Consider the following 23,324-nt stretch of genomic DNA (forward strand, 5'->3'; position numbering starts at 1 on the left):
CGAACCATGTTGGCAAGAAATGCGGCACGTTTGCGGCTATGGCTATCGGCGGAGGATAAAACCTCCGTTACCCCGAAATCATAAACCGTCATCCACCCCGCACCAGCCAGACGAGGCCGACGCCAACGGCGATGGCAATCAGCCCGGCGACCCGCAGCGCATTCTCCGGCATCGACAGAACTTCGCCGGCAAGTTTCTTGGCGAGGCCGGGAAAGCCGCCATAGACCAGGCCCTCTACGACGAGAACCAAGCCTATTGCCGCCAGAAAGTCCTGCACCGGCCTTTACTGGCCGGTGCCTGGCTGCGCTGCCGGTGCAGCAGGTGCTGCTGGAGCACCAGGCGCTGCTGATCCAGCAGGCGTTGCCGGCGTCTCCGCGCCGGAGGGATTGCGGAAGAAACGGAAGAATTCCGAATTCGGCGACAGCACCATCGTCGTCCCGGTGTTGTCCAGCGCCGTGCCGTAGGCATTCATCGACCGGTAAAAGTCAAAGAAGGCTGGATCGCGCTGGTAGGCATTCGCGAAGGTGGCGCTGCGTTGAGCTTCGCCTTCACCGCGCAGGATTTCAGACTCTCTCCGTGCCTCGGCGACGATCTCCACCACTTCGCGGTCGGCGCGCGCCCTGATGCGTTGCGCCGCCTCGTTGCCGCGCGCCCTCAGCCGCTCGGCTTCGGCCAGACGCTCAGCCTTCATGCGGTCATATGTCTGTTGCGAGACTTCCGCCGTCAAATCGGTACGGCGAATGCGGACATCCTCGATCTGCAGGCCGAGCGACGTGGCGTCGGGCCTCAGCTGGTCGCGCACTTCACGCATCATCACGGCTCGCTCTTCCGAGAGAGCCGCCTCGAAGTCGCGCAAACCGTAAACCCGACGCAAGGCGGCGTCGAGACGCGTCCTCAACCGAGCCTCGGCCAGTTCGATCTGGCCGGACACCGCGGAGCGGAACACGCGCGGATCCGAGATCCGATAGGCGATGAAGGCGTCGACCTCATAGAACTTGCCGCCTGAAACCTGGACGCGGATGTTGTCGAGATCAAAGCGCAGCACCCTGTTTTCGATCAGCTGCACGCTGTCGGCATCGAAGAAGGCGAACGGCGCCTTGAAATAGATGCCCGGCTGGCTTTTGACATCTACGATTTCGCCGAACCTGAGCACCAGCGCCTGCTGGCGCGCATTGACGACGAAGACCGACGAATAGAGCAGGAACAGGATAACCGCGGCGATGACGGCGATGATGGGAAGACGGTTGGCCATCACTGGGTTCCTCCGAGGACCGGCGCCGGCGCCTTCTGCTGCAACGCAGGCAGCGGCAGATAGGGAACGACCCCTGGTCCGCTGCCTTGCTCGATAATGACCTTGCTGGAATCCCTCAGAACCCTCTCCATCGTTTCCAGATAAAGCCGCTGGCGCGTCACATCCGGCGCCTTGGCGTATTCGTCATAGACCGAGATGAAGCGCTGCGCCTCGCCTTCGGCCTCCTGCACGACCCGGTTCTTGTAGCCGGCCGCCTCCTCGCGGATCTGCGCGGCCTCGCCGCGCGCCTGGCCGAGCTTCTGGTTGGAATACTGGTTGGCCTGCTCGACAAACTTGTCCTCGTCCTGTTCGGCGCGCTGCACCTCGTCGAACGCGTCGGCCACTTCGCGCGGCGGCGCGGCATCCTCGATCGAAATCGCGTTGACGTTCAGGCCGGCCTTATAGCCGTCCAGCGTCGTCTGGATGATTTCGCGCACGGACGCCGCAATGCCCTCGCGATCATCGCGGAAGATGTCCTGCGCCGGCCGCCGACCGACCGCTTCGCGCATGGCGCTTTCGGCGACCTGCCGCAGCATGCCGTCGGGATCGGACACGTCGAACAGATAGGCCCTCGGATCGGAGACCTGATAGGCCACGGAGAACTGGACGTTGACGATGTTCTGGTCGCCCGAAAGCATCAGCCCTGAACCGTTGCCGGAGGCCGTGCCGCCGCCGATGTTGACGAGTTGTTCGGCAATGTTGGCCGTCTCGACCGTCTCAATGGGCCACCAATGGAAATGCAGGCCTGGCTGCGAGAACTCCGCCTTTGGCACACCGAATCTGAGTTCGACCGCAACCTCGTCGGGCTGCACGGTATAGACCGCCTTGAACGCCCACAGCACCACAAGCGCCGCCGCGATCAGCCCGAACACGGCAGGGCTGGCGCCACCGCCACCCGGCAAAGCACGCCGCAGCCTGTCCTGGCCGCGGCGGATGATGTCTTCGAGATCGGGAGGCGAGCCCTGCGGCCCGCTAGGCCCCTTCGGTCCCTGCCCCCAGGGTCCTGGATTGTTGCCGCCGCCCCATGGGCCGCCGCCTCCGCCGCTTTTGTCATTCCAGGGCATGAATGTCCTTTCGCTCCCTCACGCGCCGGCCTGACGACGCAAAATCCAGTATCGTCCTTCTATAGGGATGCGACGGCACGCTTTCAACGCGATCGGTCGTCGTCACCGCCCGTTTTGGACCGTCGCGACCCTTTATCGTCTCTCAATGCACGTCGCGGCTTCGCTCGTAAACCGAATAGCGTGTCGCATGACTATCCTTTTCACCGGCCGGAACGTCCTGCGAGCGAACAATGTGCCACAAATCCGGGTTGATCGGCGGCAAATGCGCGTCGCCGTCGACCGCGGCAAGGATATGGGTGACGTGCAAGCGGTCGGCCAGCGGCAGCGCCTGGGCATAGATCTCGCCGCCGCCAATGACGCAGATTTCGTCGGCGCCGGCCATGCAGCGCCCGCGCACCTTCGCCAGGCTGATCGCCTCGTCGAGCGAATGCACGACGTCGACGCCCTCGGCGCGCCAGGCCTTGTCGCGGGTCACCACGATATTGAGCCTCCCAGGCAGAGGCCGGCCGATACCTTCATAGGTCTTGCGACCCATGATAATAGGTTTGCCCATCGTGTCGGCCTTGAACCGCTTGAGATCGCTGGAAAGCCGCCACGGCAACCCGCCATCGCGCCCGATCACGCCGTTTTCGGCGATGGCGACATAGATCGCGACATCCATCAGCCGCCACTCCCGCCATCGCCGGAAGGCGCCAGCAGCAATATGTCGACGTCGTGCTCAGGGTAGAAATTCTCTGCCGTCATCTCGAAACGCGTCGGCCCGACTTTCCTGACGTTTTCGCCACAGAACGAGACCATGTTTTTCGGATCGCCCTTGTCGACGGTCAGCTTGAACTTGCCGATGGAACCCGTCGCCCAGTTGCCGCCAGTGGTCAGGATATAGGCGATGCGGTTTTCGAAATATCTCGGAGTGCCGTCGGGATTGCCCTTCGCCGCCTTGCGGATCGCATTCTCGAACGTGCCGTCCATGCAGTAGCGGGTCTTGTAGGCGGCGTATTGGCCCTGGAACTGGCCGTCATAGAAGAAGCTGACCGAGGACGTGCCGCCGACGCTCGGTTTGTAACGATGGGCGACGTGGACTGCCCTATTGGCTGGAAAGGTCGAGCGCCACCAGTAAGTCGAGCGCAATTGCCAGAACGGCACATAAACGGTCTTCATGCCTGAACCGTCGTCGGCGGTGTCCTCGATGATGAGGCCGCGATCGACCCAGTCGTCGGCAACCGCTTGCGGCAGCTTTGCCAATGCCGCCCTGGCCGCGTCGCCGAACGGGTAGAACGGCACGTTTTGCGCCTTCAAATCGGCGCTGATGTCGATGCCGAGTGCAAACGCCTTCTGCTCGAGCTGCGGTTTTGCCGCCACGCCCTCGATCGTCACCTCGAAGCCGAGGAAATTGTCGCTCTGGCCGTCGGGGATTGCCGGCATCTCGTTCGGATCGCCTTCGATGTCGGGCATCGGAAAGGCGACGATCGCGTCGACATCCTCGTCAGTGTTGTTTCGGAAGACGTAGTCGACCGTCACCTTTTCCGGCGAGATGTAGAGGTCCTCGCTCTCCATGGCGACCGCATCGCTGCGCGACAGGATCAGGCCGCCCGTTCCCAATTCGGCGATCGAATCATTGGCGAATACCGGCGTGGCCGAGAGCGCCAGCGCTGCGGTCAGAACATAACGGAACATGGAAGCTCCTTTGGCGAGATGCCGGATGACTCTATCGCACCGGCCCGACAATCGGAATCGATTTCGGAAAGCACGATGCGGGGATTTAAGGTGTTAGAACGTACTTTGTGCGTCCAATTGGCCGCACGTCGCTCTAGCCGTTTCAATGTGGCATTTCAAAGCCCTTCCGCGCACTCGTCGGCGCTTGCGCACATGCCATGCCCACCGTGCCAGGCTTGTCTGGACACCGACGTTCCGATCGGGCAGGAGTTCGCCATGCGCAAGCTTCTCGTCATCGGCATCGGCGCCGGCAATCCCGACCATATGACCGTGCAGGCCATCGGTGGCTTGAACCGTGCCGACGTGCTGTTCATTCCCGATAAGGGCGCGAAGAAGAACGATCTCGCAGAACTGCGCCGCCAGATCTGCGACCGATTCGTCACCAATCCAAACTCGCGCCGCGTCGAATTCGAGGTGCCGGTGCGGGCAGAGCCGGCACCCTCCTACCGCTCGACCGTCGATGACTGGCACGAGGCGATCGCCGCGATCTATGAAAGCCTGATCCGCGACGAGCTTTCGCGAGATGGCTGCGGCGCCTTCCTGATCTGGGGCGATCCCTCGCTCTACGACAGCGCGCTGCGCATCCTGGAGCGTGTGCGCATGAGAGGCAATGTCGAGTTCGAGCTCGAGGTGATCCCCGGCATCACTGCTGTCCAGGCGCTCGCCGCCGGCCATCAGATGGCGCTGAACCGCATCGGCGATGCAGTTCAGATCACCACCGGCCGCCGGCTTGCCGAGGAAGGGCTGCCCGACAATGCCGGCAGCACCGTCGTCATGCTGGACGGCAAATGCGCCTTCGACACGCTGGACGACAAGGACCTCGTCATCCACTGGGGCGCCTATCTCGGCACGCCCGACGAGATCCTCATTTCCGGCCGCCTCGGCGATGTCGGCGACAAGATTATGAAGACACGCGAGGAGGCCCGCCTGAAAAAGGGCTGGATCATGGACACTTATCTGCTGCGCAAGCCCGGCGAACCGGAGGAGTAGGCTCGGCCGGTACAGATCCCACCGATCTCAGCCAGCATCGATCTCCGCCTGCAACGCTTCCATATGCGCCGCCGCCGCGGAAGCCGCAGCCCGTTCGATGGCGCGAAAGCGGCTGACCACCGCAAGCCCCACCGGCGTCAACTGGGCGCCGCCGCCCTTTTTCCCACCGGTCTGCGCCGCGACCAGCGGCTTGCCGAACACCCGGTTCATGTCCTCGACCAGGTCCCAAGCGTGTTTGTAGGACATTTCCATGCCGCGCGCCGCAGCTGAGATCGAGCCGAAGGCGGCGATCTGCTCAAGAAGCTCGATCTTGCCCGGCCCGATGCGCCCTTCTGGATCGAGGTTTATCCGCAAGCTCAGCGACGGCATTTGCTCCTCCGACGTCACGCCCCATCCTAGAAGCTCTCCGGCGATACCGCTATTCTAAAATGATATAGCGACATCATCCGCCGGTCATCCATCCGCCTCGACAGGCAGGCCGACGCTCGTGTTCGCCCGGTCGAAGCTTACCGTCTTGATCACCGCGTAGACGTTTCGGCCGGGCCGGAGTTTCAGCGTCTGTCGCGATTGCTCGGTGATCCGGGCAAGCACGGTTGCGCCATTGCAGTCTATGCCGATCTCGACGGTAGGCCCTTCGCCCGGCTCTATCGCCACGATCCTGCCCGGCAGGATGTTGAGCGCGCTGAGACCCGTCGGCTGTTCGATGGCAATCATCACATCGCGGGCACGGATGCGGATGCGCACCGGCGCGCCGGCCGGCGTTGCCAGAAGCGGCACGCGGATCTCGCCCGCCGCCGAGCCAAGCACGGTCATGCCAAAGACTTCGTCGTGGCGCAGCACCGCGGTGTCCAACACCGCGCCGCCCTCGCCGCGCTCTTCCGCCGGCAATAGGTCGAGGCGCTGCATGATCGCCCCGGTCGGGCCGCAAGCAGCGACTTTGCCTTGCGCCAGCACAACGACGTCGCTTGCCAATCGCGCCACCTCTGAGATCGAATGACTGACATAGACGATCGGGATTTTCGTCTCGTCACGCAGCCGCTCGATATAAGGCAGGATTTCTGCCTTGCGGGCATCATCGAGAGAAGCCAGCGGCTCGTCCATCAGCAACAATCTGGGACTGGCGAGCAGCGCCCGGCCGATCGCCACGCGCTGTTTCTCGCCGCCGGAAAGCTTTGCCGGCCGCCGGTCGAGCAAAGGACCGATGCCGAGCAGGTCGACAACGGCATTGATGTCCGCGTAACGTTCCGCCGTCGGCGTGAACCAGCGGCCGTAGCGCAGATTGCTGGCCACGCTCATATGCGGAAACAGCCGCGCGTCCTGGAACACCATGCCGATGCGGCGCTTGTGCTTCGGCACGAACAGGCCCGCATCCGTATCGACCAGCACGCGGCCGTCGGCCTCGATCCGCCCTTTGTCAGGCCGGATAAGTCCGGCAATCATGTTGATAAGCGTCGTCTTGCCGGAGCCCGAGGGCCCGAACAGCGCGATCAGCCGCCCGGCGCTCTCGAAGCGGGCGTCGACCTCGAAATCGCCAAGCCGATGGCTGATGTCGACCACGACCGTCATTCGATGTCCATCCGCTTGCCGACGCGCCGCGCCAGCACCTCCGACGCGACAAGTGCTGCCATCGAGATGACGATCGAGATCAGCGTCAGCCTGAGCGCGCCGGCATCGCCGCCCGGCACCTGCGTAAACGTGTAGATCGCCGACGGCAGCGTCTGCGTCTCGTTGGGGATATTGGAAACGAAAGTGATCGTTGCGCCGAATTCGCCCATCGCCTTGGCGAAAGACAAGATCGCGCCGGTAATCAGGCCGGGTAGGATCAGCGGCAGCGTGATCGTCCCGAACACCCACAGCGGATTGGCGCCAAGCGTCCCGGCCGCCGCCTCGATTCTGCGATCGACCGCCTCGATCGACAGCCGGATCGCCCGCACCATCAGGGGAAAGCCCATGACAGCGCAGGCCAACGCGGCACCCGTCCAGCGAAAGGAAAAGACAATGCCGAAATGCTCGGCCAGAAAGGCCCCGGCCGGGCCGCGCCTGCCGAAGGAGAGCAGCAGCAGATAGCCGATAACCACCGGCGGCAGGATCAACGGCAGATGCACCAGCCCGTTGAGCAGCGTCTTGCCCCAGAATCGGCCGCGGGCAAGCACAAGCGCGATCAATATGCCGGGCGGCAGGCTAGCGATCATCGCCACCGTCGCCACCTTGATTGACAGCCGGACCGCATTCCATTCGTCGGGAGTGAGGTCCAGCAACCAATTCATCTTTGGTGTGCCTCAGTTGCTCGGCGTAAGGATCGTAAAACCTTGCGCCTTGAAGACCTCGCCTGCCTTGGCGGATTGCAGGCATTCCAAAAATGCCGGCGCATCCTTGTCCTTCGAATCCGCCATCTGGGCAACCGGGTAGACGATCGGCGGGTGCGAATCCTCCGGGAAGGTGCCGATCACTTTGACGCCGGGCTCGGCGTGCGCGTCGGTGGCGTAGACGATGCCGAGCGCTGCCTCGCCTGATGAAACCAGCTTGAGTGCTGCGCGCACGTTCTCGGCCTGTGCCAACTTGCCTTCGATTGAGGACCAAACGCCGAGCGATTCAAGTGCCGCCTTGCCATATTTGCCGGCCGGCACCGCTTTGAAATCGCCCATGGCAAGCCTGCCGTCGCCGATCAGCCCGGCAAGATCAAAACCCTTTTCGATCCTGGTTTCGACCGACGAATCCTTCGGCGCCACCAGCACGATCTGGTTGCCGAGCAACTTCACTTCGGTATCCGGCTTGGTCAGTTTCTTGTCGGATAGATATTTCATCCAGTCGAGGTCGGCTGAGATGAAGACATCGGCCGGCGCGCCGGCCTCGATCTGCTTGGCCAACGCGGAGCTTGCCGCATACGAAATCGTAGCCGCCTCACCGACATCGCAGGCGGTGTTCACGGCATCCAGTGCGTTCTTCATGCTTGCGGCGGCGAAGACGATCAGTCTGTCATCCGCGTGGGCAGCCGGCATAGCGGCGATCAACATCGTCGTGAGACCGCCAATGGCGGCCGCCTTCAATCCGAAACTCTTGCGCACCAGCATGAACTCTCCTGGGGCTTGAAATCCGATCGGCGCGAAACCTGCTAATCGATATATCCGCCTGAATATAACAAGGGAAAGCATTTTGCCAGACTCAGCTGGATAATGGCCCCGCCAATGGCATTGGGTGTTGCCGCCACCGCTCACGATAAATAGTAGTGGATACAGCGCGACGTTGCAGACCGATGCCGTGGATCAAGCATCGGATATGGTGGTCGCGGGCGAACGGCACAGCACCACCGGCGAGCAATTTCGAGACAGCATAAAGTAGAAGCCCGACGTTTGCGGCTCACACCGCGATCGGGGCCTTGATCGTCGCATCGGCGAGGTAGTTTTCCAGCCGGAAATCCTCGAAACGGAAGGCAAAGAGGTCCTTCACCTCCGGATTGATCCATAACGTCGGCAGCGCCTTGGGCGCGCGCCGCAACTGTTCACGCGCTTGCTCGAAATGGTTCGCGTAAAGATGCGCATCGCCCAGCGTGTGGACGAAATCGCCGGGCTTCAGCCCCGTCACCTGCGCCACCATCAAGGTGAGCAGCGCATAGGAAGCGATGTTGAACGGCACGCCGAGAAAGATATCGGCGGAACGTTGGTAGAGCTGGCAGGAAAGCCTGCCCTCCGAGACATAGAACTGGAACAGGCAATGACAGGGTGGCAGCGCCATGGCTTCCACTTCGGCCGGGTTCCACGCCGAAACGATCAGCCTTCGGGAATTAGGATTCTTGCGTATCTCCCTCAAGAGATTGGCAATCTGGTCGATGGTGCCGCCATGGCCGTCCGGCCAGGAGCGCCATTGCTTGCCATAAACCGGGCCGAGGTTGCCATTCTCGTCGGCCCATTCGTCCCAGATCGAGACGCCGTGGTCGTTGAGATATCTAATGTTGGTGTCGCCGGCCAGGAACCACAAAAGTTCATGCACAATCGACTTCAGGTGAAGCTTCTTGGTGGTGGTGACCGGAAAGCCGCGCGCAAGGTCGAAGCGCATCTGATAACCGAACACCGAGCGCGTTCCGGTACCGGTGCGGTCGCCGCGATCGGCGCCGTTTTCCAGCACGTGCTTCAAAAGGTCGAGATACTGGCGCATCGGCTTCGGCTCGATTCGGGGGCTCGATTCGGGTTACCGGCCATCATAACCGACTGGCTGCCGGCCGAACATGTCAAAGTGCAGAATGTTCCAACAGGCGACGACATCGTGGGCTGGCGCGGAAATCGCGCCAGCTTTCCGCCTGATACAGGATGATTATCAGAGGCTGGCGAGCTTACCCAGATCTTTGGCGACCAGGTAATAGAAGGTCACGCGGCTCTTGGTGTTGTCGGCCTCCATCGCCTTGCAAGTCTTTTCGATGGCCGCGTCCGCCTTGCTGCCGTCGGCGACGCCGAGCTTTTTGGCAACCCAGTTGGCCTTGACGCGATCCAGTTCCTTGGGATCCGTGCAGGACACCAGCGAGGAATCCCGATTCCTGAGCGCAATGCCCAAATGCTTCACGATCTTGGCGACCGCGTCGGCATCTGCCGCGGCGTCGTATTTCTTCACGTCTGCGAGATAATCGGCCATCAAAATTCCCCTCGTCGGCGCCACGGGATCCGGTCGATGAGGGTCGTGGCGTGCTGCCGCAAAATGTGCGCTAAGTCGGTAACTCCTCACCGCCGCAAAGCTTCGGTTGAGACCGTTGACAAGTCAAGCCTTCGCAATGCTGTTTGACACAGCGACAAAGCATCAATTGAGGCCTTTCATTTTCCACCATCGGTCCCTATATCTGTTTCGTCGGCTCGACCGACTATGGCGATAAACAGGCGATGAAATAAGCCGTTCGGACCCGGGGGCGGTACCCGGCGCCTCCACCAAAAACCGCTCTTATAAGAGCGGCTTTTGCTGGGGGCGAAATAGGATCGACGAAGGTGTAAAGATCGTACTTTTGCCCGGCATTGTACCACCGTTATCGGGCTAAACTTATAGTTGCCAACGACAACTATGCGGAAGCACGTCTCGCCGCGTAAGCGGTGCGATAGCTTCAATTCAAGCCCTAGTGGTTCGCACTTCTAGGCGGGGTTCGGAGGTACCTGGCAACAGAAACCTCCACTTCTCCACTTCGATTCCCACTTCCCCTACGATCCCCATCTCCCCTCGATATTGTGACGGCAGCAGGCTTGCTGGCCGCGCTTTTTGCGCTGCGCTCAGTCGCGACGCTGTCTTGCCGGTAGATGCGGGCGGCCGCATTCATCCAAAGACTGAAAAATGCAAAACGATTCCGATCGATTCTTCGTGCTGACCGGCGGTCCGGGTTCCGGCAAGACCACATTGATCGAAGCCTTGCGGTCGGCCGGCCTTGCCACCTCGCCCGAAGCCGGACGCGGCATCATCCGCGATCAGTTGGCGATAGGAGGGCCAGCCCTGCCCTGGCACGATCCAGTTCGCCGAACTGATGCTGTCCTGGGAGCTGCGCTCCTATCGAGCCGCCCTCGAACAGAACGGCCCCGTCCTCTTCGATCGCGGCGTGCCGGACACTCTTGGTTATCTACGCCTCACTGGCTTCCCGGTGTCCGACCACGTCAGAAATGCCGCCGAACGCTTCCGCTACGCCAGTCATGTCTTCATCGCACCGCCATGGCCCGAGATTTTTCGGCAGGACAGCGAATGAAAGCAGACCCTCGACGAAGCCGAACGCACCTATCATGCGCTGACCAGCATCTACACGGAATTGGGCTACGAACTGGTCCCGTTGCCCTTGGCGCCGGTCGAGGCGCGACTGCGATTTATCGTCGCCGAGGCGGGCTTGCAGCTTGGGCCCGGACGTGAAAAAGGCCGGGACTGACCCGGCCTTTTCATGCTCTCGCTGGAAAGCATCTATTCTGCAGGCGCTTCGACAACCTCCCGCCCACGGCCGAGCGTCACCTTGGCCAGCATGAAGGAGATCACCGCGCAAAGCGTGATGCCGGCCACCATCGGCAGCGGCGTGCCGTCGAAGAACACGCCGGCGATGCCCATGGCGACCGCACCGATGGCGAAGTGCAGCGTACCCATCAGCGCCGAAGCCGTGCCGGCGATTGCGCCATGCTCCTCCATGGCCAGCACCGAAGTCGTCGGGATCACCAGGCCGAGGAACCCGTAGCCGACGAACAGCAGCACCGCCATCACGTCGAGCCGGTCGACGCCGGACGCCATCACCGCGAACAGCACCACCATCGTCGTCGCATAGCCGACCACCGCGACCCGCACCACCGGCCTTAGCCCGAACCGTTCGGACAGCAGCCCGGTCAACTGCGACATGCCGATGAAGGCGACCGCGTTGATCGAGAAGAACACGCTGTAGACCGACGGCGACAGCCCGTAATGGTCGATCAGGATGAAAGAGGAGCTCGACAGATAGACGAAGAAGCTCGCGATCCCGAAGCCGCCGATAGACGCCAGGCCAAGGAAGTTGCGGTCGCCCATCAGGAAGCGATAGGCCGAGAGCGCGGTGCCGAACGATCTGCCTGCACGCGCCTCGACGGGCCGCGTCTCCTTGAGCGACGTCGCCAGCAGGATGGTGGCAAGCACCGCCCCACCCGTTACCGTCCAGAACACGGCACGCCAGCCGAAATTCTCGATGATGACGCTACCGGTCAGCGGCGCCAGGATCGGCGACACCGAAAACACCAGCATCAAGAGCGACATCAGCTTGGCAGCGTCGGTGCCGGTGTGCAGGTCACGCACGATGGCGCGCGGCACCGCCATGCCTGCGCTGGCGCCGAGTCCTTGCAGGAAACGGAAGGCGATCAGCCATTCGATCGAGGGAGCGAGCGCCGAGCCGATGCCGCCGACCATGAACAGTGCGAGGCCGCCATAGAGCGGCAGCTTGCGTCCGACCATGTCGGAGATCGGTCCGACGACGATCTGGCCAAACCCCATGGACAGGAAGAAGATCAGCAAACTCATCTGCACGGCAGCGGTGCTTGCCTGCAGATCCGCGCCGATCGAAGGCAGCGCCGGAAGATACATGTCGATCGCAAACGGACCGATGGCCGTCAACAGACCGAGCACGATCGCGATGCGGAAGAATTGGGGACTCATGATAGCGGGTTTCTTTCAAATCTGGTTGGCCGCCCGTTAAATTCCGACTTCTCTGCGAGGGAAATCCGTTAGGCTAAGTCCAGAAATTTAGACACTCTTGTCTAATTCGTCAATCACCTCTATATAGTTTTCATGAAGCTCAACGTTTCTCCTGACATCATCCCGCCACGCGGCCACGAGGCTAAGCGCGTCTCCATCATGGACGCAGCCGGCGAGGTGTTCTGCCGCGAAAGCTTCGCCGGCGCCAATATCGACATGATTGCCGCCGAGGCCGGCGTTTCGCGCCAGACGATCTACAACCACCATGGTGACAAGGAGAAACTCTTCGTCGCCATCGTCCGCGACCTCACCGAGCGCTGCAATGCCGGCATCTTCGCCACCATTTCCACCTTTCCGGACCAGCCGAAGGATCTCGAGGCCGATCTGATCGCCTTCGCCGTGCGCATGAACCGCAAATGTATCTGCAACCGCGACGGAAAATTCCTGCGCAAGCTGATCCAGACCGAGGGCGAGCGCTATCCCGAGCTCTTTGCCGAATGGCGCGAACAGGGACCGGGCAGGACATGGCCGGCTATCGCCGCCCGTTTCGCCCGCCTCGCCCATGCCGGTTTCCTCGACATCGAGGACCCCGACGTCGCGGCACGCCAGTTCCTAGCCCTTGCCAATGCCGAGTTGCAGACGACCTTCATGCTCGGCGGCACGCCGACCGATGATGAGGTGCTGCAATCGGCGACACATGGCGTGCGCACCTTCGTGCGCGCCTTCGGCAAGCGGCAGCCGGCGGCCCACGCGCAAAAGCACAGCGCGCTCGCTGGCGGCTGAGCGATCAAATCTGAGGCATGCCCTCTCGCATCTGCGCTGCCGGCGTCTATATCCGGTTTACGCCGCGCTCAAGCTTGATTACAGCTATGCGGACGATTCAACGGAACCCGACAGCCACATGGCCGACGACCACATTCGCTACGACATTCTGGCCCAGGAGGCTTTGCGCGGCGTCATGCGCAAGGTCCTGGCCGAGGTCGCGCGCACCGGCCTTCCCGGCAACCATCATTTCTTCATCACTTTCCTGACCGGCGCTCCGGGCGTGCGCGTATCTTCCCGCTTGCGCGAGCGCTATCCCGAACAGATGACCATCGTCATCCAGTTCCAGTATTGGGACCTGAAGGTGACCGACACCGGCTTCGAGGTCGGGCTGTCTTTCTCCGACGTGCCGGAAAAGCTGGAAATCCCGTTCTCGGCCGTGCGCGGCTTTTACGACCCGTCCGTCAATTTCGAGCTCGAATTCGACGTGAAGACGGAGACCTCGGCAGAAGAGGAGTTGGCCGGCCAGCCCGCTTCCGAACCGCTGGCCGTCGTCGCCGAGAAAAAGCCGGAAAAGAAGAAGACCGCTGAGGCCGAAAAGAAGCCTGCCGCGGCCGACGCCGCCGCCAAGGGCGCCGAAGTGGTGTCGCTCGACGCCTTCCGCAAGAAGTGATCCGACGGGCCGCGCGACATGGCCGACATCGTCAATCTCCGCCAGGCCCGCAAGCAGAAGGCACGAGCCGAGAAGGGGCGCCTGGCCGAACAGAACCGGACGCTGCACGGCCGCTCCAAGGCCGACCGGAAGCGTGACCGTCTGATCGCCGACAAGGCAGAAAAGTTTGTCGCCGGCCATCGCCGCGAAGCCTCGGGCGATCCGGATTCTGCTGGTATCGGGCCGATAAGTGCGCCGCGGTTTTCGGATAAATCCGATGCTTGAAGTGAAATGAGTCACGTCTGGTGAGCCCGGTCGAGAAACGCTCGGTGACCATTCGCGGCCATCGCACCAGCTATTCGCTCGAAAAGCCGTTTTTCGACGATCTCGTCGCCATCGCGGCCGCGCGCAAACTGACGCTCGCCGCTCTCGTCGCCGAAATCGACGAGGCCCGGCCGCGCGATGCCAACCTGTCTTCGGCGCTTAGGGTCTACGTCTTGGATTGGGCGAAGCGAGGGATGAAAAGTTCTTTGTAGATCATGACCCCGAACCGAAAGTCAGCGCAGCGAAGCGGGGACCGGTTTTCGGATAAGATCATGGTCAATAGGGATGGAACAGGCTCCAGATCGAGCTATCCGCCGCCCAGCGACTTCAGCAGATTGTCGATCGACGAAGGTTCAAGCGTGGGTTTTGGCGCGGATTCTGCTGGTGGCGGGTTTTCATTGGCCGGCGGCTGGAGCGCGCGCTCGATTTTCTGCGCCTGCTCAGCGGCGGCCCTGCGTTCGGCGTCGAGCTTTGCCTTTTCTTCCGCAGCGATCCGCATCGCCTCATCCGTCCGCCTCGCCTCTTCCGCTTTCCGGCGTTGCTGTTCTTCGGCTTTCGCCGCCTCGTCCGCCGCTTTTTGCGCCGCCCTGGCTCTCGCTTCGGCATCCGCCTTGGCCCGTGCGTCCGCCTCCGCCTCGGCCTTGGCTTTGGCCTCGGCTTCAGCCCTCGCCTGCGCATCCGCCTTGGCCTTCGCTTCCGCTTCGGCCCTCGCCTCCGCTTCAGCTTGAGCCCTTGCCTCGGCTTCAGCCTTCGCCCTCGCATCTGCCTCGGCTTGCAGCCGCGCCGCCTCCTGCTGCTTGCGCAATTCCTCGGCTGCCTTCTCACGCTCGGCTTGCAGGGCCGCGTAGTAACGCACCTCGCGCCGCAACCGCTGTTTTTCAAGCAGTGCCGCCTGCATGGCCTCGACCCGCTGCTGTTCCTTTTCCAGCGCGCGCTGGGTCAGGAACTGCGCCAGCGGCTCACTGTCGAATTGCCGCTTCGTGGCGCCGAACGGTCCGTCGACGCTGAAATTCACAGTCGGATCGGAGCCGACCAGCGCTTCGTCGCCGGGCCGATAAATGATCGAACCACTGGCGGCGACCGTGCTGGCGTTCAGGTCCGCCGTGACGCCGGCGGACAGCTTCGCCGCCGGATTTTCAAGATTGACCGGCGGTGCCCTCAGCGTGCCGCCGGCAATTGTGAAGGCGATGTCGGTATCCCCAGCCGGAAAACTGCCGTCCGCGGCGATCTGCGGCGCAAAGGCGGCGGTCTTGGCCGCATCGATATCGCGCCCGATCGCGTCGGCCTTAGCGATGAAAGCGCCAAAGGCGTCGGGATTGACGCCGGCAATGGTCAAGCTCTTCAGGGCCGCCGTGCCGGAACCGGACAGCGCCGCAACCATCGCATCGACCGATTTGCCGCTGGTCGAGAGCGCGGTCGAGAAATCGCCGCTTCCGCTGATGCCTGCCTGCGGCAGTACGGTGGCCAGATCGGCGCCCGCCAGTTTCATCTGGCCGGACAAAAGTCCGGTGCCGTCATTGTTCTTCAGCTCGAACAGCCCGGTAAGCGCACCGCCGGCGAACTTTGCCTTGAGGTCCGAAACGCGGATGCCTTCCTGGTCGAGCTTTAGCGAAAGCGCCGCGTCATAGGCCGTTGCCAGCGGGCCGGCGACCAGCGATGCCGTGCTCAGGTCGAGTTCGGCGGTGAACGGCAGGCTGGACTTCTGGCTGAATGGGGCGCTCGGCCAAGCCCTGCCGGCGCCCAGGAAGGCCTGGTCACCAAACAGTGCCACCGCCATCGGGTCGAGATCCAGCTCATCGAGCACCAGCGCGCCGGCAAGATGCGGCAGCCCGTCTTTGACGTCGACATTGACGTCGCCGGAAATCGCCGCCTCGTTGACGGCGCCGCCGAGGCCGGACAGCACCAGAAGGCCGTTGCCGAAATCGGCGTCGGCCGCAAGCCACGTCGACATGCCTGTCCCCATGCCCGGCAAGCCGACGCCTGTCGTCATCAGCCACGGCTCGATGTCGGCAGCTTCCAGACTGACCTTGCCCTTGGCGGTGGGGCCTTGTGGCGTGCCGGCGAATGTCCCGTCGAAACCGGCCTTGAAGTCGTTGCCGGTGAGGTTGAAGCTCGTCGCCATGCCGCCGCCAAGCGTGCCTTTCGCCGAGACATCGGTGGTCGCCTCGCCAAGCATGCCGAGCGGCAGCGTCGGCAGGCCGTAAAGCGCCAGAAGTGCGGTGGCGTCGGTATTCCTGGCGTAGAAGGTCAGCGACACCGGCGCCTCGAGCAGCCGATCGGCCACCCCGTTCCCGGACAGCGACGCCGAAAACGCCGAGCCGCCGGCCTTGCCTTGCGCGCTGACCGCGAGTCCCGTCGTGCCATCGCCATTGGCGGCAGCACTCGTCACCAGATCGATGCGCGCATCCTGGAACAGCTCGGGATAGGCCGCCACACGCCTCGCCAGCCCCCTCAGCACGGGATTGTCCGGATAGTGCTGCGCCGCGACATCGACCAACGGCTTGAGGTCGACGGCGACCACGGAGGTATCGAGCTTGCCGGTCGGACTCACTGGAAAATCCTTGATCCGGCCGGTGGCGCTGATCGAGGCGCCGGCAAGCCCGCCAACCGAGAGCCGGTCGATTTCGAGCAGCCCGTCGCGCAGTCTGAGCGCCGTATCGACCGTATCAGCGGTCAGTCCGCCGGCACTGACCGGCCCGGCCTTGATCTGGAAATCGAGGTCGCGGTCGGAAAAACGGTTGGCGCCCTTGTCGCTGATGAATATCGAGGCGAAGGCGGCGAGGCCGTCGACATCGAGTTCGCCACCTTCGAGCCGCATCAGCACCGACGGCCTGGCGTCGTCGGGCTGGCTGGAATCGATGCGACCGGAAAATTTGGCCTTGCCGAGAACGAGCTCGAGGTCGCTGAAGGCCTGGCGCTTCCCGGTCAGGTCGACCTTGGCCTTGAAGCCGGCAGCCGGCAGCCGGCGGATCGCTTCGTCGACATCCTTTGACAGCCAGGCAGCAAAGCCTGAAGGCTGCGCCACGGCCAGAAGCAGCGAGCCAGTGAAGCCGAAATGGTCCTCGACGCTGAGCATTCCGTTTGCTTCCAGTCTGGCGCGGCCGGGCAGCGTCGCGGCCAGCGACTTCACCGACCAGCCAGCATCGGCCGGCTCGGCGGAAAGGCGCACGTCGCGAACCGTCGTGTCGCCGGCCACCACCGCAGGCAGCTTCACCTCGACGGTGCCGGGTATGGTCGGCTTGGGCAGGTCGAGCAGCGCCTGCTCCAGTGCCGCGACACGCTCGGATAGTGTCAGTCCGGCCGCGGCGCCGACGGCTTCATCGAACTGCACCTGAGCACCATCAGCCTCGATCGAAAAGCTTGGGTTCGGCCCAAGCTCGACGGCAGCCTTGCCGTCGGCGGTGTAGGGGTTGTCGAGCGGCCCGGTCTCGAAACGGAATTCGTCGACCCCAAGCTTCCGGTGGTCGAGCAAGAACTTGCCGTTCAGCCTGAACCCCGGCTCCGGCTTGCCGGCGCTGGCCTTCATCATCTCACCGTCGGAGCCTTGAAGCTGGGCTGAACTCTTGTCGGCACCATTCTTGTCGGAACTTGCGACCTTGAACTGGCCCGAATAGATGGCGGCGCCGTTGACGATGCCGGCATTGCCATCGGCCTCGATGACCAGTGGATAGGCATCCGGATCGAGCTTGAGCCGAAGCCGCATCTGCCCGTCGCTTCCGGCCGTGCCGGTGGAGGCGACGACCGTGCTGCGCAGGCCGTCGAGCCGAAACGAGCCATCCATCCGCCAAGGTCCGGCCAGCGATTTGGCCGAGATCGTCGAATTGATCTCCGAAAGGAGATGGCTGCGCCCGCCGGCGGCATGGCGCAGCGCGATCTCTCCCCCCGTCACCGTCAGCTTCTCGATCGAGATCTGGCTGGGATCGAAGGGCGAGGACGGGCGTATCGCCCAGTCGACCGTGCCGTCCGCGGCAATGTCGATCGTCGCCCTCGGCCGCACCAGCCGCATGTCGAAGATCAGCACCTCGCCGCTCAGGAAAGGTGCCAGTTCCGCATCCATCGAAAAGGTCTCGACGGTCATTGCCGGCTGGCCGCCGGGGCCGCCGGCAACGGTGACGTTCGAGAAGGTGACGGAGGGAAACGGCAGCAGTTTCGCCGTTGCATCGCCCTGAACGGTTACCTTGCGGCCCAGAATGGCGCTCGCCTCGCGCTCGAAATCGGCACGGTAGCCCGTCCAGTCGACAAAATACGGCACCACCAGCGCCGCACACAGCACCAGCACGAAAAAGCCACCGAAGATCACGAACAGGCGTGCGAGCATCAGCTCCGAGCAGTCGATTGAAAATCAGCCGCACTCTACCCGCATCAGCGTGTTGATAAAGAGGCAAATCGATCGCCCCAAGAGCAAAAGGCTCTAGTCGGCGGGCAGTATCTTCCCAGGGTTCATGATATCAAGCGGATCGAGCGCCTGCTTGATCGTGCGCATGATGTCGACGCTGTGGCCGAGTTCATGACGCAGGAAGCCGACCTTGCCTTGTCCGATTCCGTGCTCGCCGGTGCAGGTTCCATCCATGCCGATCGCCCGCATGTTCAGCCGCGCCACGAATTCTTCCGTCGCGGCGATTTCCTTCGGATCGTCCGTGTCCATCAGCACCAGCACATGGAAATTGCCGTCGCCGGCATGGCCGACGATCGGCGCGATCAGGCCCATTTCAGCAATGTCGGCCTCGGTTTGCGTGACGCATTCGGCAAAGCGCGAGATCGGCACGCAGACATCGGTCGACAGCCCCTTGGCGCCCGGCCGCAGCGTCAGCGACGACCAGTAGGCGTCGTGCCTGGCCTTCCACAGTTTCGTCCGCTCCTCGGCGACGCTGGTCCACAGGAACGGGCCGCCGCCATATTCCTCGGCGATCATGCCGAAGGTCTCGGCCTGCTCGGCAACGCCGGCATCACTGCCATGGAACTCGACGAACAGGCACGGGCTTTCCGGATAGTCGAGTTTCGAATAGCTCTTCATCGCCCGCATCTGCAGCGCATTGACCAGTTCGATGCGCGCCACCGGAATGCCCATCTGGATTGTCGCGATCACCGCGTTGCAGGCCGCCTCGACGCTGGGAAACGGGCAGACGCCGCCGGAAATCGCTTGCGGAATGCCCTGCAGCTTCAGGGTCAGCTGGGTGATGATGCCGAGCGTGCCTTCAGAGCCGATCAGGAGCCGCGTCAGATCGTAGCCGGCCGAGCTCTTTTTTGCGCGCTTGCCGGTCGTCACCGTCTCGCCGTCGGCCATTACCGCCGTCAGCGACAACACATTCTCGCGCATCGTGCCGTAGCGCACCGCATTGGTGCCCGACGCCCGCGTCGCCGCCATGCCGCCGAGCGATGCATTCGCGCCCGGATCGATCGGAAAGAACAGACCGGTGTCGCGCAGGTGCCGGTTGAGATCCTCGCGCGTCACGCCGGGCTCGACCGTGCAGTCGAGATCCTGCGGGTTGACCGCGAGGATGCGGTTCATCCGCGACATATCCAGCGAGATGCCGCCGCCCGGCGCGTTGGTATGGCCCTCCAGCGAGGAGCCGACGCCGAAGGCGATCACCGGCACGCGATGCGCGGCGCAGGCCGACACGATCTCCTGCACCTCCGCCGTCGTCTCCGGAAACGCCACGCCATCCGGCGCCTGAGTTGGGATGTAAGTGGTGGTATGCGCGTGCTGGGCGCGGATTGCCTGGCCGGTCTGGAACCGCTCACCAAGCCGCTGCTTGAGGATGCCGAGCACGGCGGCGATCCCTTCTTCATTGCGCTCGACCGGATTGAGGTCGCTCAGAGCCATCGATTCCTCCGCGAATGGACCAGTGTCCACCCTTGTTATGGATTTATGGATGCTTATCGCATCGGCCCGAAAATCGGAATCGATTTTCGGAAAGCACGATGCGAAGATTCAAAGCCCTAGAGGGTACTTTGTGCGCTCTAGTCTCACCGACCGCGCTCTTTCCAGCGAGAAGGAAGTTCTTGATGTCCATCCCCGCCCCCTTCGTCTCTCGTGCCATGGACATCGAAAAGGATTGGATCGACTATAACGGCCATCTCAACATGGCCTATTACAACGTGCTGTTCGACCGCTGCTCCGACGAAGCGTTCGAAATGATGGGGATGGGGCTGGATTATGTGAAGCAGCGGCGGCTGACCATCTACACGGCGGAAGTCCATGTCTGCTATATCAGGGAGCTGCATCTCGACCACAAGGTCAATGTCTCATTCCAACTCCTCGACCATGACGACAAGCGGCTCAGGGCCTACCAGGAAATTCGTCATGTCGACGGCTGGCTCGCTGCCACTTCCGAATCATTATCGCTGCATGTCGACATGTCCGGACCGAAGGTGGCGCCCTTCCCGGCCGATGTGCTGGCCAAGATCGAGGCAATGCGCGCCGCTCATGCGGCGCTGCCGATGCCTGAACGCGCCGGCCGTTCGATCGGTATTCGTCGCAAGACGCTTGAACCGCAGTCCGACCGCCGTTAACCTTACCAAGGTTTTAACGTGAACAAGCCGAATTGAGGCGTTGAACGACTCAGCGCGGCGTTGGAAAACCCTCCGCATCGGGTTGATACGGGGGGCGGAGCTGAAGCGGTTCGGGGAACGTGCATGAAAACCGATATCAAGGTCGAGGCGGATAGGCTGGCGGCCGACCCACGCATCACCGACTATGATTTCTGGCGCTCGCTGAAGAACCTCAACAACGAGATTTTTCACATCGCCAACAACAATGAGCCGATCCCTTTCGCCATGATCCGCTGGCGCGCCATCCTGAAGCAGGCGCGGATGAAACGCGGCCACGCCTGACGGGCAGCGCTTAATTCCTTAACCGTCAGGGCTGCCGCTTCACTGCCTCCAGCGGCGAGCGCGCCACCACCGGCGACGATTGGATGATCGCGGTGTTGGTCATCGCAAACGGAATGATGCGGTCGATCACCCGTTCGAGCTCGGCCACCGAGCCGACATGCGCCAGCGCGATGAAACAGTCTTCGCCGGTCACCCGGTCGCATTGCGCGATTTCCGGCAAGTCGCGGATGATCTCGGCCACCACAGCCAGTTGTCCCGGCACCGGCCTGATTCGCAGCCATGCCGACAGCTTCATGCCGAGCGCGGCCGGATTTATCCGCACCGTATAGGCCTCGATCACGCCGCTCTCCTGCAGCCGCCGAATGCGCTCGGCCACGCTGGGCGCCGACAGGCCGACCGAGCGCGCCAGTTCAGCGGTGCTGGTACGCGCATCCTTCTCCAGCAGGCGCAGGATTTTCAGATCTGCCGCATCCAAGCCGGGATTTTCGGTTCGAAGGCGTTTCAGGGAAAACTCCTTGGTTTTGGAAAATCAATGATCTCTTTGGCTGGTCATCATCCATATAAACCAGAAAGATCGCCTGCGATAATGATCCTATGGATGATCAAGCGCAAGCCCCAGGCGCAGTCTCTGCGCTCGCCGGCCCTGTTTTTGGCAAGCTGGCGACCTCGCTGCCGCCGCATGTCTGGTTCGGCGTCAGCGCCGTGTTCCATTATCTCGGGCCGGCATTCGCCGTGCTGCTTTTCCCGCATGTCGGCGTGCTCGGCATGGCCTGGCTGCGCATCGTCACGGCCACCCTGGTCTTCGCGCCGCTGACCCCGCCCTGGACGGTCTTCGCCCGCGCCGACCGGCCGACACGACTGCTGCTTCTCGCTTTTGGCGCTTGCCTTGGCGTGATGAATTGCTCCTTCTACCTGGCGCTCGACCGCTTGCCGATCTCGCTGGTCGCGGCGATCGAATTCGTCGGCACCATCGGCGTCGCGCTGGTAGGCGTCAGAAGCCCGCGCAATCTCGCAGCCCTTGCCGTTGCCGTCGTCGGCACCTTGCTACTGATCGATGTCAAATGGTCAAGCGACCCGATCGGCCTGTTCTGGGCCTTCCTCAACGGCGCGCTGTTCGTCGGCTACATCGTGCTTGGCCATCGCGTTGCCCGCGCCGGCGCTGGCGACGGCATCGCCGGCCTGGGTGCCGCCATGGCGGTCGCCTTAGTCATCGTGCTGCCGATCGGCTTCACCGATGCGCTGCCGGCCTTCTCGGCGCCGCCACTGCTCATCGCCGCCATCGGCGTTGGCATCTGCTCGTCGGTCATCCCCTATATCTGCGACCAGCTTGCCATGTCGCGGCTGCCGCGATCGAGCTTCGCGCTGATGCTGTCATTGCTGCCGGTCACCGCCACGCTGATCGGCGTCATTGTGCTCCGCCAGATACCCAGCCTTACCGATTGCCTCGGCATCGCACTGGTGGTGGCCGGCGTCGCTTTTCACAAACCGGCAAATGCCTGATCAGGCAAGCTTTTCCCTGAGGAAGGTGCTCCGGCCCCAGGCGAGATCCGCCGTGTTCTTGTCGTAGCGGGCCGCGGATTTGTCATTGTTGAAGGCATGATTGGCACCTTCATAGACATAGATCGTGTACTCGACCTCGGCTGCATCGAGCTCCTTCCTGAAGGCGTCGATGCCAGCATTGATGCGGGTGTCGAGCCCGGCATAATGCAGCAGCAGCGCCGCCTTGATCTTCGGCACATCCTCGGCCTTCGGCTGCATGCCGTAATAGGCGACAGCGGCAGCCAGATCCGGCGCGTTGGCAGCCATTGTGTTCACCGTGCCGCCGCCCCAGCAGAAGCCGACCGCGCCGACCTTGCCGTTGCCGTCCGCATGTCCCTTGAGGAAAGCGACCGTTGCGACCGCATTGGCGACGGTCTGCGCCGGATCGAGCTTGGAAAACTGCTCACGCGCCTTGTCTTCGTCGGCCGGCGTGCCGCCGAGCGGCGACAGGAAGTCCGGGGCAAGCGCCACGAACCCTTCCAGCGCCACGCGCCGCGCCAAATCGCGGATATGCGGGTTGAGCCCCCTGTTCTCATGCACGACGATGACGGTGCCGAGCTTGCCGGACTGGCCGGCCGGCTTGACCAGATAGCCCTTCATCTCGCCACCGCTGCCGGGATAGCTAATGTCCTCGCCGGTCAGGCGTGAATCGTCCTCGGCTACGATCGCCGCCCGGGCTGAATTCGCCGCCAGCAGCGGCGCAATTGCGGCCGCCGCCGCACCTGATCCGGCAAGCCTGGTCAACTGTTCCATCAAGCGCCGCCGGTCGAGCGTCAGATGCGTGTATTCGTCATAAGCGTCGATCATCGCCTGGGTAATGGCGGGTGTCGCGACGGCTGGGCTGGCAGGGCTCGGTTTTGTCGTGACGCTCTCCTCGGCTTGGGGAAACAGTCCCGCCGCGCAAGATAAGATAGAAGCTCGCATGGTCCAGTCACGGATGAGTGAAGCCCAGCATGCAGCGCTCCACGACTCGGTGGGTTAAACCTATCCGTTTGTA

At 62.8% G+C, this 23,324-nt stretch carries 24 protein-coding genes, 1 other RNA gene and 1 pseudogene; 10 read left to right on the forward strand and 16 right to left on the reverse strand.

The window, feature by feature from the left end; translation table 11 throughout:
- Nucleotides 1–88: 88 nt before the first annotated feature.
- The 5 genes from NKH36_RS04070 to NKH36_RS04090 form a co-directional block, all read right to left on the reverse strand.
- Complete coding sequence (locus tag NKH36_RS04070; RefSeq protein ID WP_095494703.1) at nt 89–277, reverse strand: DUF2065 domain-containing protein; 189 nt, start codon at nt 275–277, stop codon at nt 89–91.
- 6 nt (nt 278–283) lie between these two features.
- Nucleotides 284–1,252 carry a protease modulator HflC gene (hflC, locus tag NKH36_RS04075; protein WP_352960250.1) on the reverse strand — a complete coding sequence of 323 codons (969 nt, stop codon included), beginning with the start codon at nt 1,250–1,252 and terminating at the stop codon, nt 284–286.
- Nucleotides 1,252–2,355 carry an FtsH protease activity modulator HflK gene (hflK, locus tag NKH36_RS04080; protein ID WP_352960252.1) on the reverse strand — a complete coding sequence of 368 codons (1,104 nt, stop codon included), beginning with the start codon at nt 2,353–2,355 and terminating at the stop codon, nt 1,252–1,254. Before hflK ends, hflC begins: the two co-directional genes overlap by 1 nt.
- Nucleotides 2,356–2,497: 142 nt before the next feature.
- A complete protein-coding gene (locus NKH36_RS04085) occupies nt 2,498–3,016 on the reverse strand; it encodes a dihydrofolate reductase (RefSeq protein ID WP_352960254.1) in 519 nt (172 codons plus the stop codon).
- Complete coding sequence (locus tag NKH36_RS04090; protein ID WP_352960256.1) at nt 3,016–4,029, reverse strand: DUF4424 domain-containing protein; 1,014 nt, start codon at nt 4,027–4,029, stop codon at nt 3,016–3,018. Before NKH36_RS04090 ends, NKH36_RS04085 begins: the two co-directional genes overlap by 1 nt.
- Before the next feature lie 255 nt (nt 4,030–4,284).
- Here NKH36_RS04090 and cobF point away from each other — a divergent pair, with 255 nt between their 5' ends.
- Entirely contained in the window at nt 4,285–5,058 is a 774-nt protein-coding gene (gene cobF, locus NKH36_RS04095) for a precorrin-6A synthase (deacetylating) (protein ID WP_352960258.1), read from the forward strand.
- Nucleotides 5,059–5,085: 27 nt separating this feature from the next.
- Here cobF and NKH36_RS04100 read toward each other — a convergent pair whose 3' ends face one another.
- The 6 genes from NKH36_RS04100 to NKH36_RS04125 all read right to left on the reverse strand — a co-directional run bounded on the left by NKH36_RS04100 (nt 5,086) and on the right by NKH36_RS04125 (nt 9,681).
- A complete protein-coding gene (locus NKH36_RS04100) occupies nt 5,086–5,427 on the reverse strand; it encodes a winged helix-turn-helix domain-containing protein (protein ID WP_029351372.1) in 342 nt (113 codons plus the stop codon).
- An 84-nt stretch (nt 5,428–5,511) separates the two neighbouring features.
- Nucleotides 5,512–6,624, reverse strand: coding sequence for a molybdenum ABC transporter ATP-binding protein (gene modC, locus NKH36_RS04105; RefSeq protein WP_352960260.1), 1,113 nt, complete (start codon nt 6,622–6,624; stop codon nt 5,512–5,514).
- Nucleotides 6,621–7,325: a molybdate ABC transporter permease subunit gene (gene modB / locus NKH36_RS04110; protein ID WP_292509870.1), complete on the reverse strand. Its 705-nt coding sequence runs from the start codon at nt 7,323–7,325 to the stop codon at nt 6,621–6,623. The genes modC and modB overlap by 4 nt, the downstream gene beginning before the upstream one ends.
- 12 nt (nt 7,326–7,337) lie before the next feature.
- A complete protein-coding gene (modA, locus tag NKH36_RS04115) occupies nt 7,338–8,129 on the reverse strand; it encodes a molybdate ABC transporter substrate-binding protein (protein WP_502911958.1) in 792 nt (263 codons plus the stop codon).
- Between the two features lie 286 nt (nt 8,130–8,415).
- Complete coding sequence (locus NKH36_RS04120; protein WP_352960263.1) at nt 8,416–9,210, reverse strand: thymidylate synthase; 795 nt, start codon at nt 9,208–9,210, stop codon at nt 8,416–8,418.
- A gap of 159 nt (nt 9,211–9,369) precedes the next feature.
- A complete protein-coding gene (locus tag NKH36_RS04125) occupies nt 9,370–9,681 on the reverse strand; it encodes a DUF2853 family protein (protein WP_352960265.1) in 312 nt (103 codons plus the stop codon).
- Between the two features lie 170 nt (nt 9,682–9,851).
- Between NKH36_RS04125 and ssrA the strand changes: the two genes are divergently transcribed.
- Together ssrA and NKH36_RS04135 are read left to right on the forward strand one after the other, a co-directional pair.
- Nucleotides 9,852–10,208: a transfer-messenger RNA gene (gene ssrA / locus NKH36_RS04130) on the forward strand.
- 154 nt (nt 10,209–10,362) lie between these two features.
- Nucleotides 10,363–10,939, forward strand: a pseudogene (locus NKH36_RS04135) (AAA family ATPase).
- 32 nt (nt 10,940–10,971) lie between these two features.
- Here NKH36_RS04135 and NKH36_RS04140 read toward each other — a convergent pair.
- Entirely contained in the window at nt 10,972–12,177 is a 1,206-nt protein-coding gene (locus NKH36_RS04140; RefSeq protein ID WP_352960267.1) for a multidrug effflux MFS transporter, read from the reverse strand.
- Nucleotides 12,178–12,309: 132 nt separating this feature from the next.
- On the opposite strand from NKH36_RS04140, the gene NKH36_RS04145 reads away from it, so the two are divergent.
- The 4 genes from NKH36_RS04145 to NKH36_RS04160 all read left to right on the forward strand — a co-directional run bounded on the left by NKH36_RS04145 (nt 12,310) and on the right by NKH36_RS04160 (nt 14,166).
- A complete protein-coding gene (locus NKH36_RS04145; protein ID WP_352960269.1) occupies nt 12,310–12,999 on the forward strand; it encodes a TetR/AcrR family transcriptional regulator in 690 nt (229 codons plus the stop codon).
- A 118-nt stretch (nt 13,000–13,117) separates the two neighbouring features.
- Nucleotides 13,118–13,651: an SspB family protein gene (locus NKH36_RS04150; RefSeq protein WP_095494717.1), complete on the forward strand. Its 534-nt coding sequence runs from the start codon at nt 13,118–13,120 to the stop codon at nt 13,649–13,651.
- An 18-nt stretch (nt 13,652–13,669) separates the two neighbouring features.
- Nucleotides 13,670–13,915, forward strand: a complete 246-nt coding sequence (locus NKH36_RS04155; protein WP_352960271.1) for a DUF4169 family protein — start codon at nt 13,670–13,672, stop codon at nt 13,913–13,915.
- 20 nt (nt 13,916–13,935) lie between these two features.
- Complete coding sequence (locus NKH36_RS04160) at nt 13,936–14,166, forward strand: ribbon-helix-helix domain-containing protein (RefSeq protein ID WP_352960273.1); 231 nt, start codon at nt 13,936–13,938, stop codon at nt 14,164–14,166.
- 95 nt (nt 14,167–14,261) lie between these two features.
- Here the strand turns inward: NKH36_RS04160 and NKH36_RS04165 are convergent, their stop codons facing one another.
- Together NKH36_RS04165 and NKH36_RS04170 are read right to left on the reverse strand one after the other, a co-directional pair.
- Nucleotides 14,262–18,272 (reverse strand): AsmA family protein, encoded by a 4,011-nt coding sequence (locus NKH36_RS04165; RefSeq protein WP_352960275.1) that lies wholly within the window; start codon nt 18,270–18,272, stop codon nt 14,262–14,264.
- A 93-nt stretch (nt 18,273–18,365) separates the two neighbouring features.
- Complete coding sequence (locus NKH36_RS04170; protein ID WP_352960277.1) at nt 18,366–19,778, reverse strand: FAD-binding oxidoreductase; 1,413 nt, start codon at nt 19,776–19,778, stop codon at nt 18,366–18,368.
- A 182-nt stretch (nt 19,779–19,960) separates the two neighbouring features.
- Between NKH36_RS04170 and NKH36_RS04175 the strand changes: the two genes are divergently transcribed.
- Both NKH36_RS04175 and NKH36_RS04180 read left to right on the forward strand, forming a co-directional pair.
- On the forward strand, nt 19,961–20,467 hold the full coding sequence (locus NKH36_RS04175; RefSeq protein WP_352960279.1) for a thioesterase family protein: 507 nt from the start codon (nt 19,961–19,963) through the stop codon (nt 20,465–20,467).
- A gap of 123 nt (nt 20,468–20,590) precedes the next feature.
- Complete coding sequence (locus tag NKH36_RS04180; RefSeq protein WP_023676715.1) at nt 20,591–20,788, forward strand: hypothetical protein; 198 nt, start codon at nt 20,591–20,593, stop codon at nt 20,786–20,788.
- Between the two features lie 25 nt (nt 20,789–20,813).
- Here NKH36_RS04180 and NKH36_RS04185 read toward each other — a convergent pair whose 3' ends face one another.
- Nucleotides 20,814–21,293 carry an Lrp/AsnC family transcriptional regulator gene (locus NKH36_RS04185; protein ID WP_352960649.1) on the reverse strand — a complete coding sequence of 160 codons (480 nt, stop codon included), beginning with the start codon at nt 21,291–21,293 and terminating at the stop codon, nt 20,814–20,816.
- An 89-nt stretch (nt 21,294–21,382) separates the two neighbouring features.
- Here NKH36_RS04185 and NKH36_RS04190 point away from each other — a divergent pair, with 89 nt between their 5' ends.
- Nucleotides 21,383–22,288: an EamA family transporter gene (locus NKH36_RS04190; RefSeq protein WP_352960281.1), complete on the forward strand. Its 906-nt coding sequence runs from the start codon at nt 21,383–21,385 to the stop codon at nt 22,286–22,288.
- Here the strand turns inward: NKH36_RS04190 and NKH36_RS04195 are convergent, their stop codons facing one another.
- Nucleotides 22,289–23,134: a dienelactone hydrolase family protein gene (locus NKH36_RS04195; RefSeq protein ID WP_352960651.1), complete on the reverse strand. Its 846-nt coding sequence runs from the start codon at nt 23,132–23,134 to the stop codon at nt 22,289–22,291.
- Nucleotides 23,135–23,324: the final 190 nt, after the last annotated feature.

It is taken from the genome of Mesorhizobium sp. M1312, from assembly GCF_040318115.1.
In the GTDB taxonomy this organism is placed as follows: Bacteria; Pseudomonadota; Alphaproteobacteria; order Rhizobiales; family Rhizobiaceae; genus Mesorhizobium.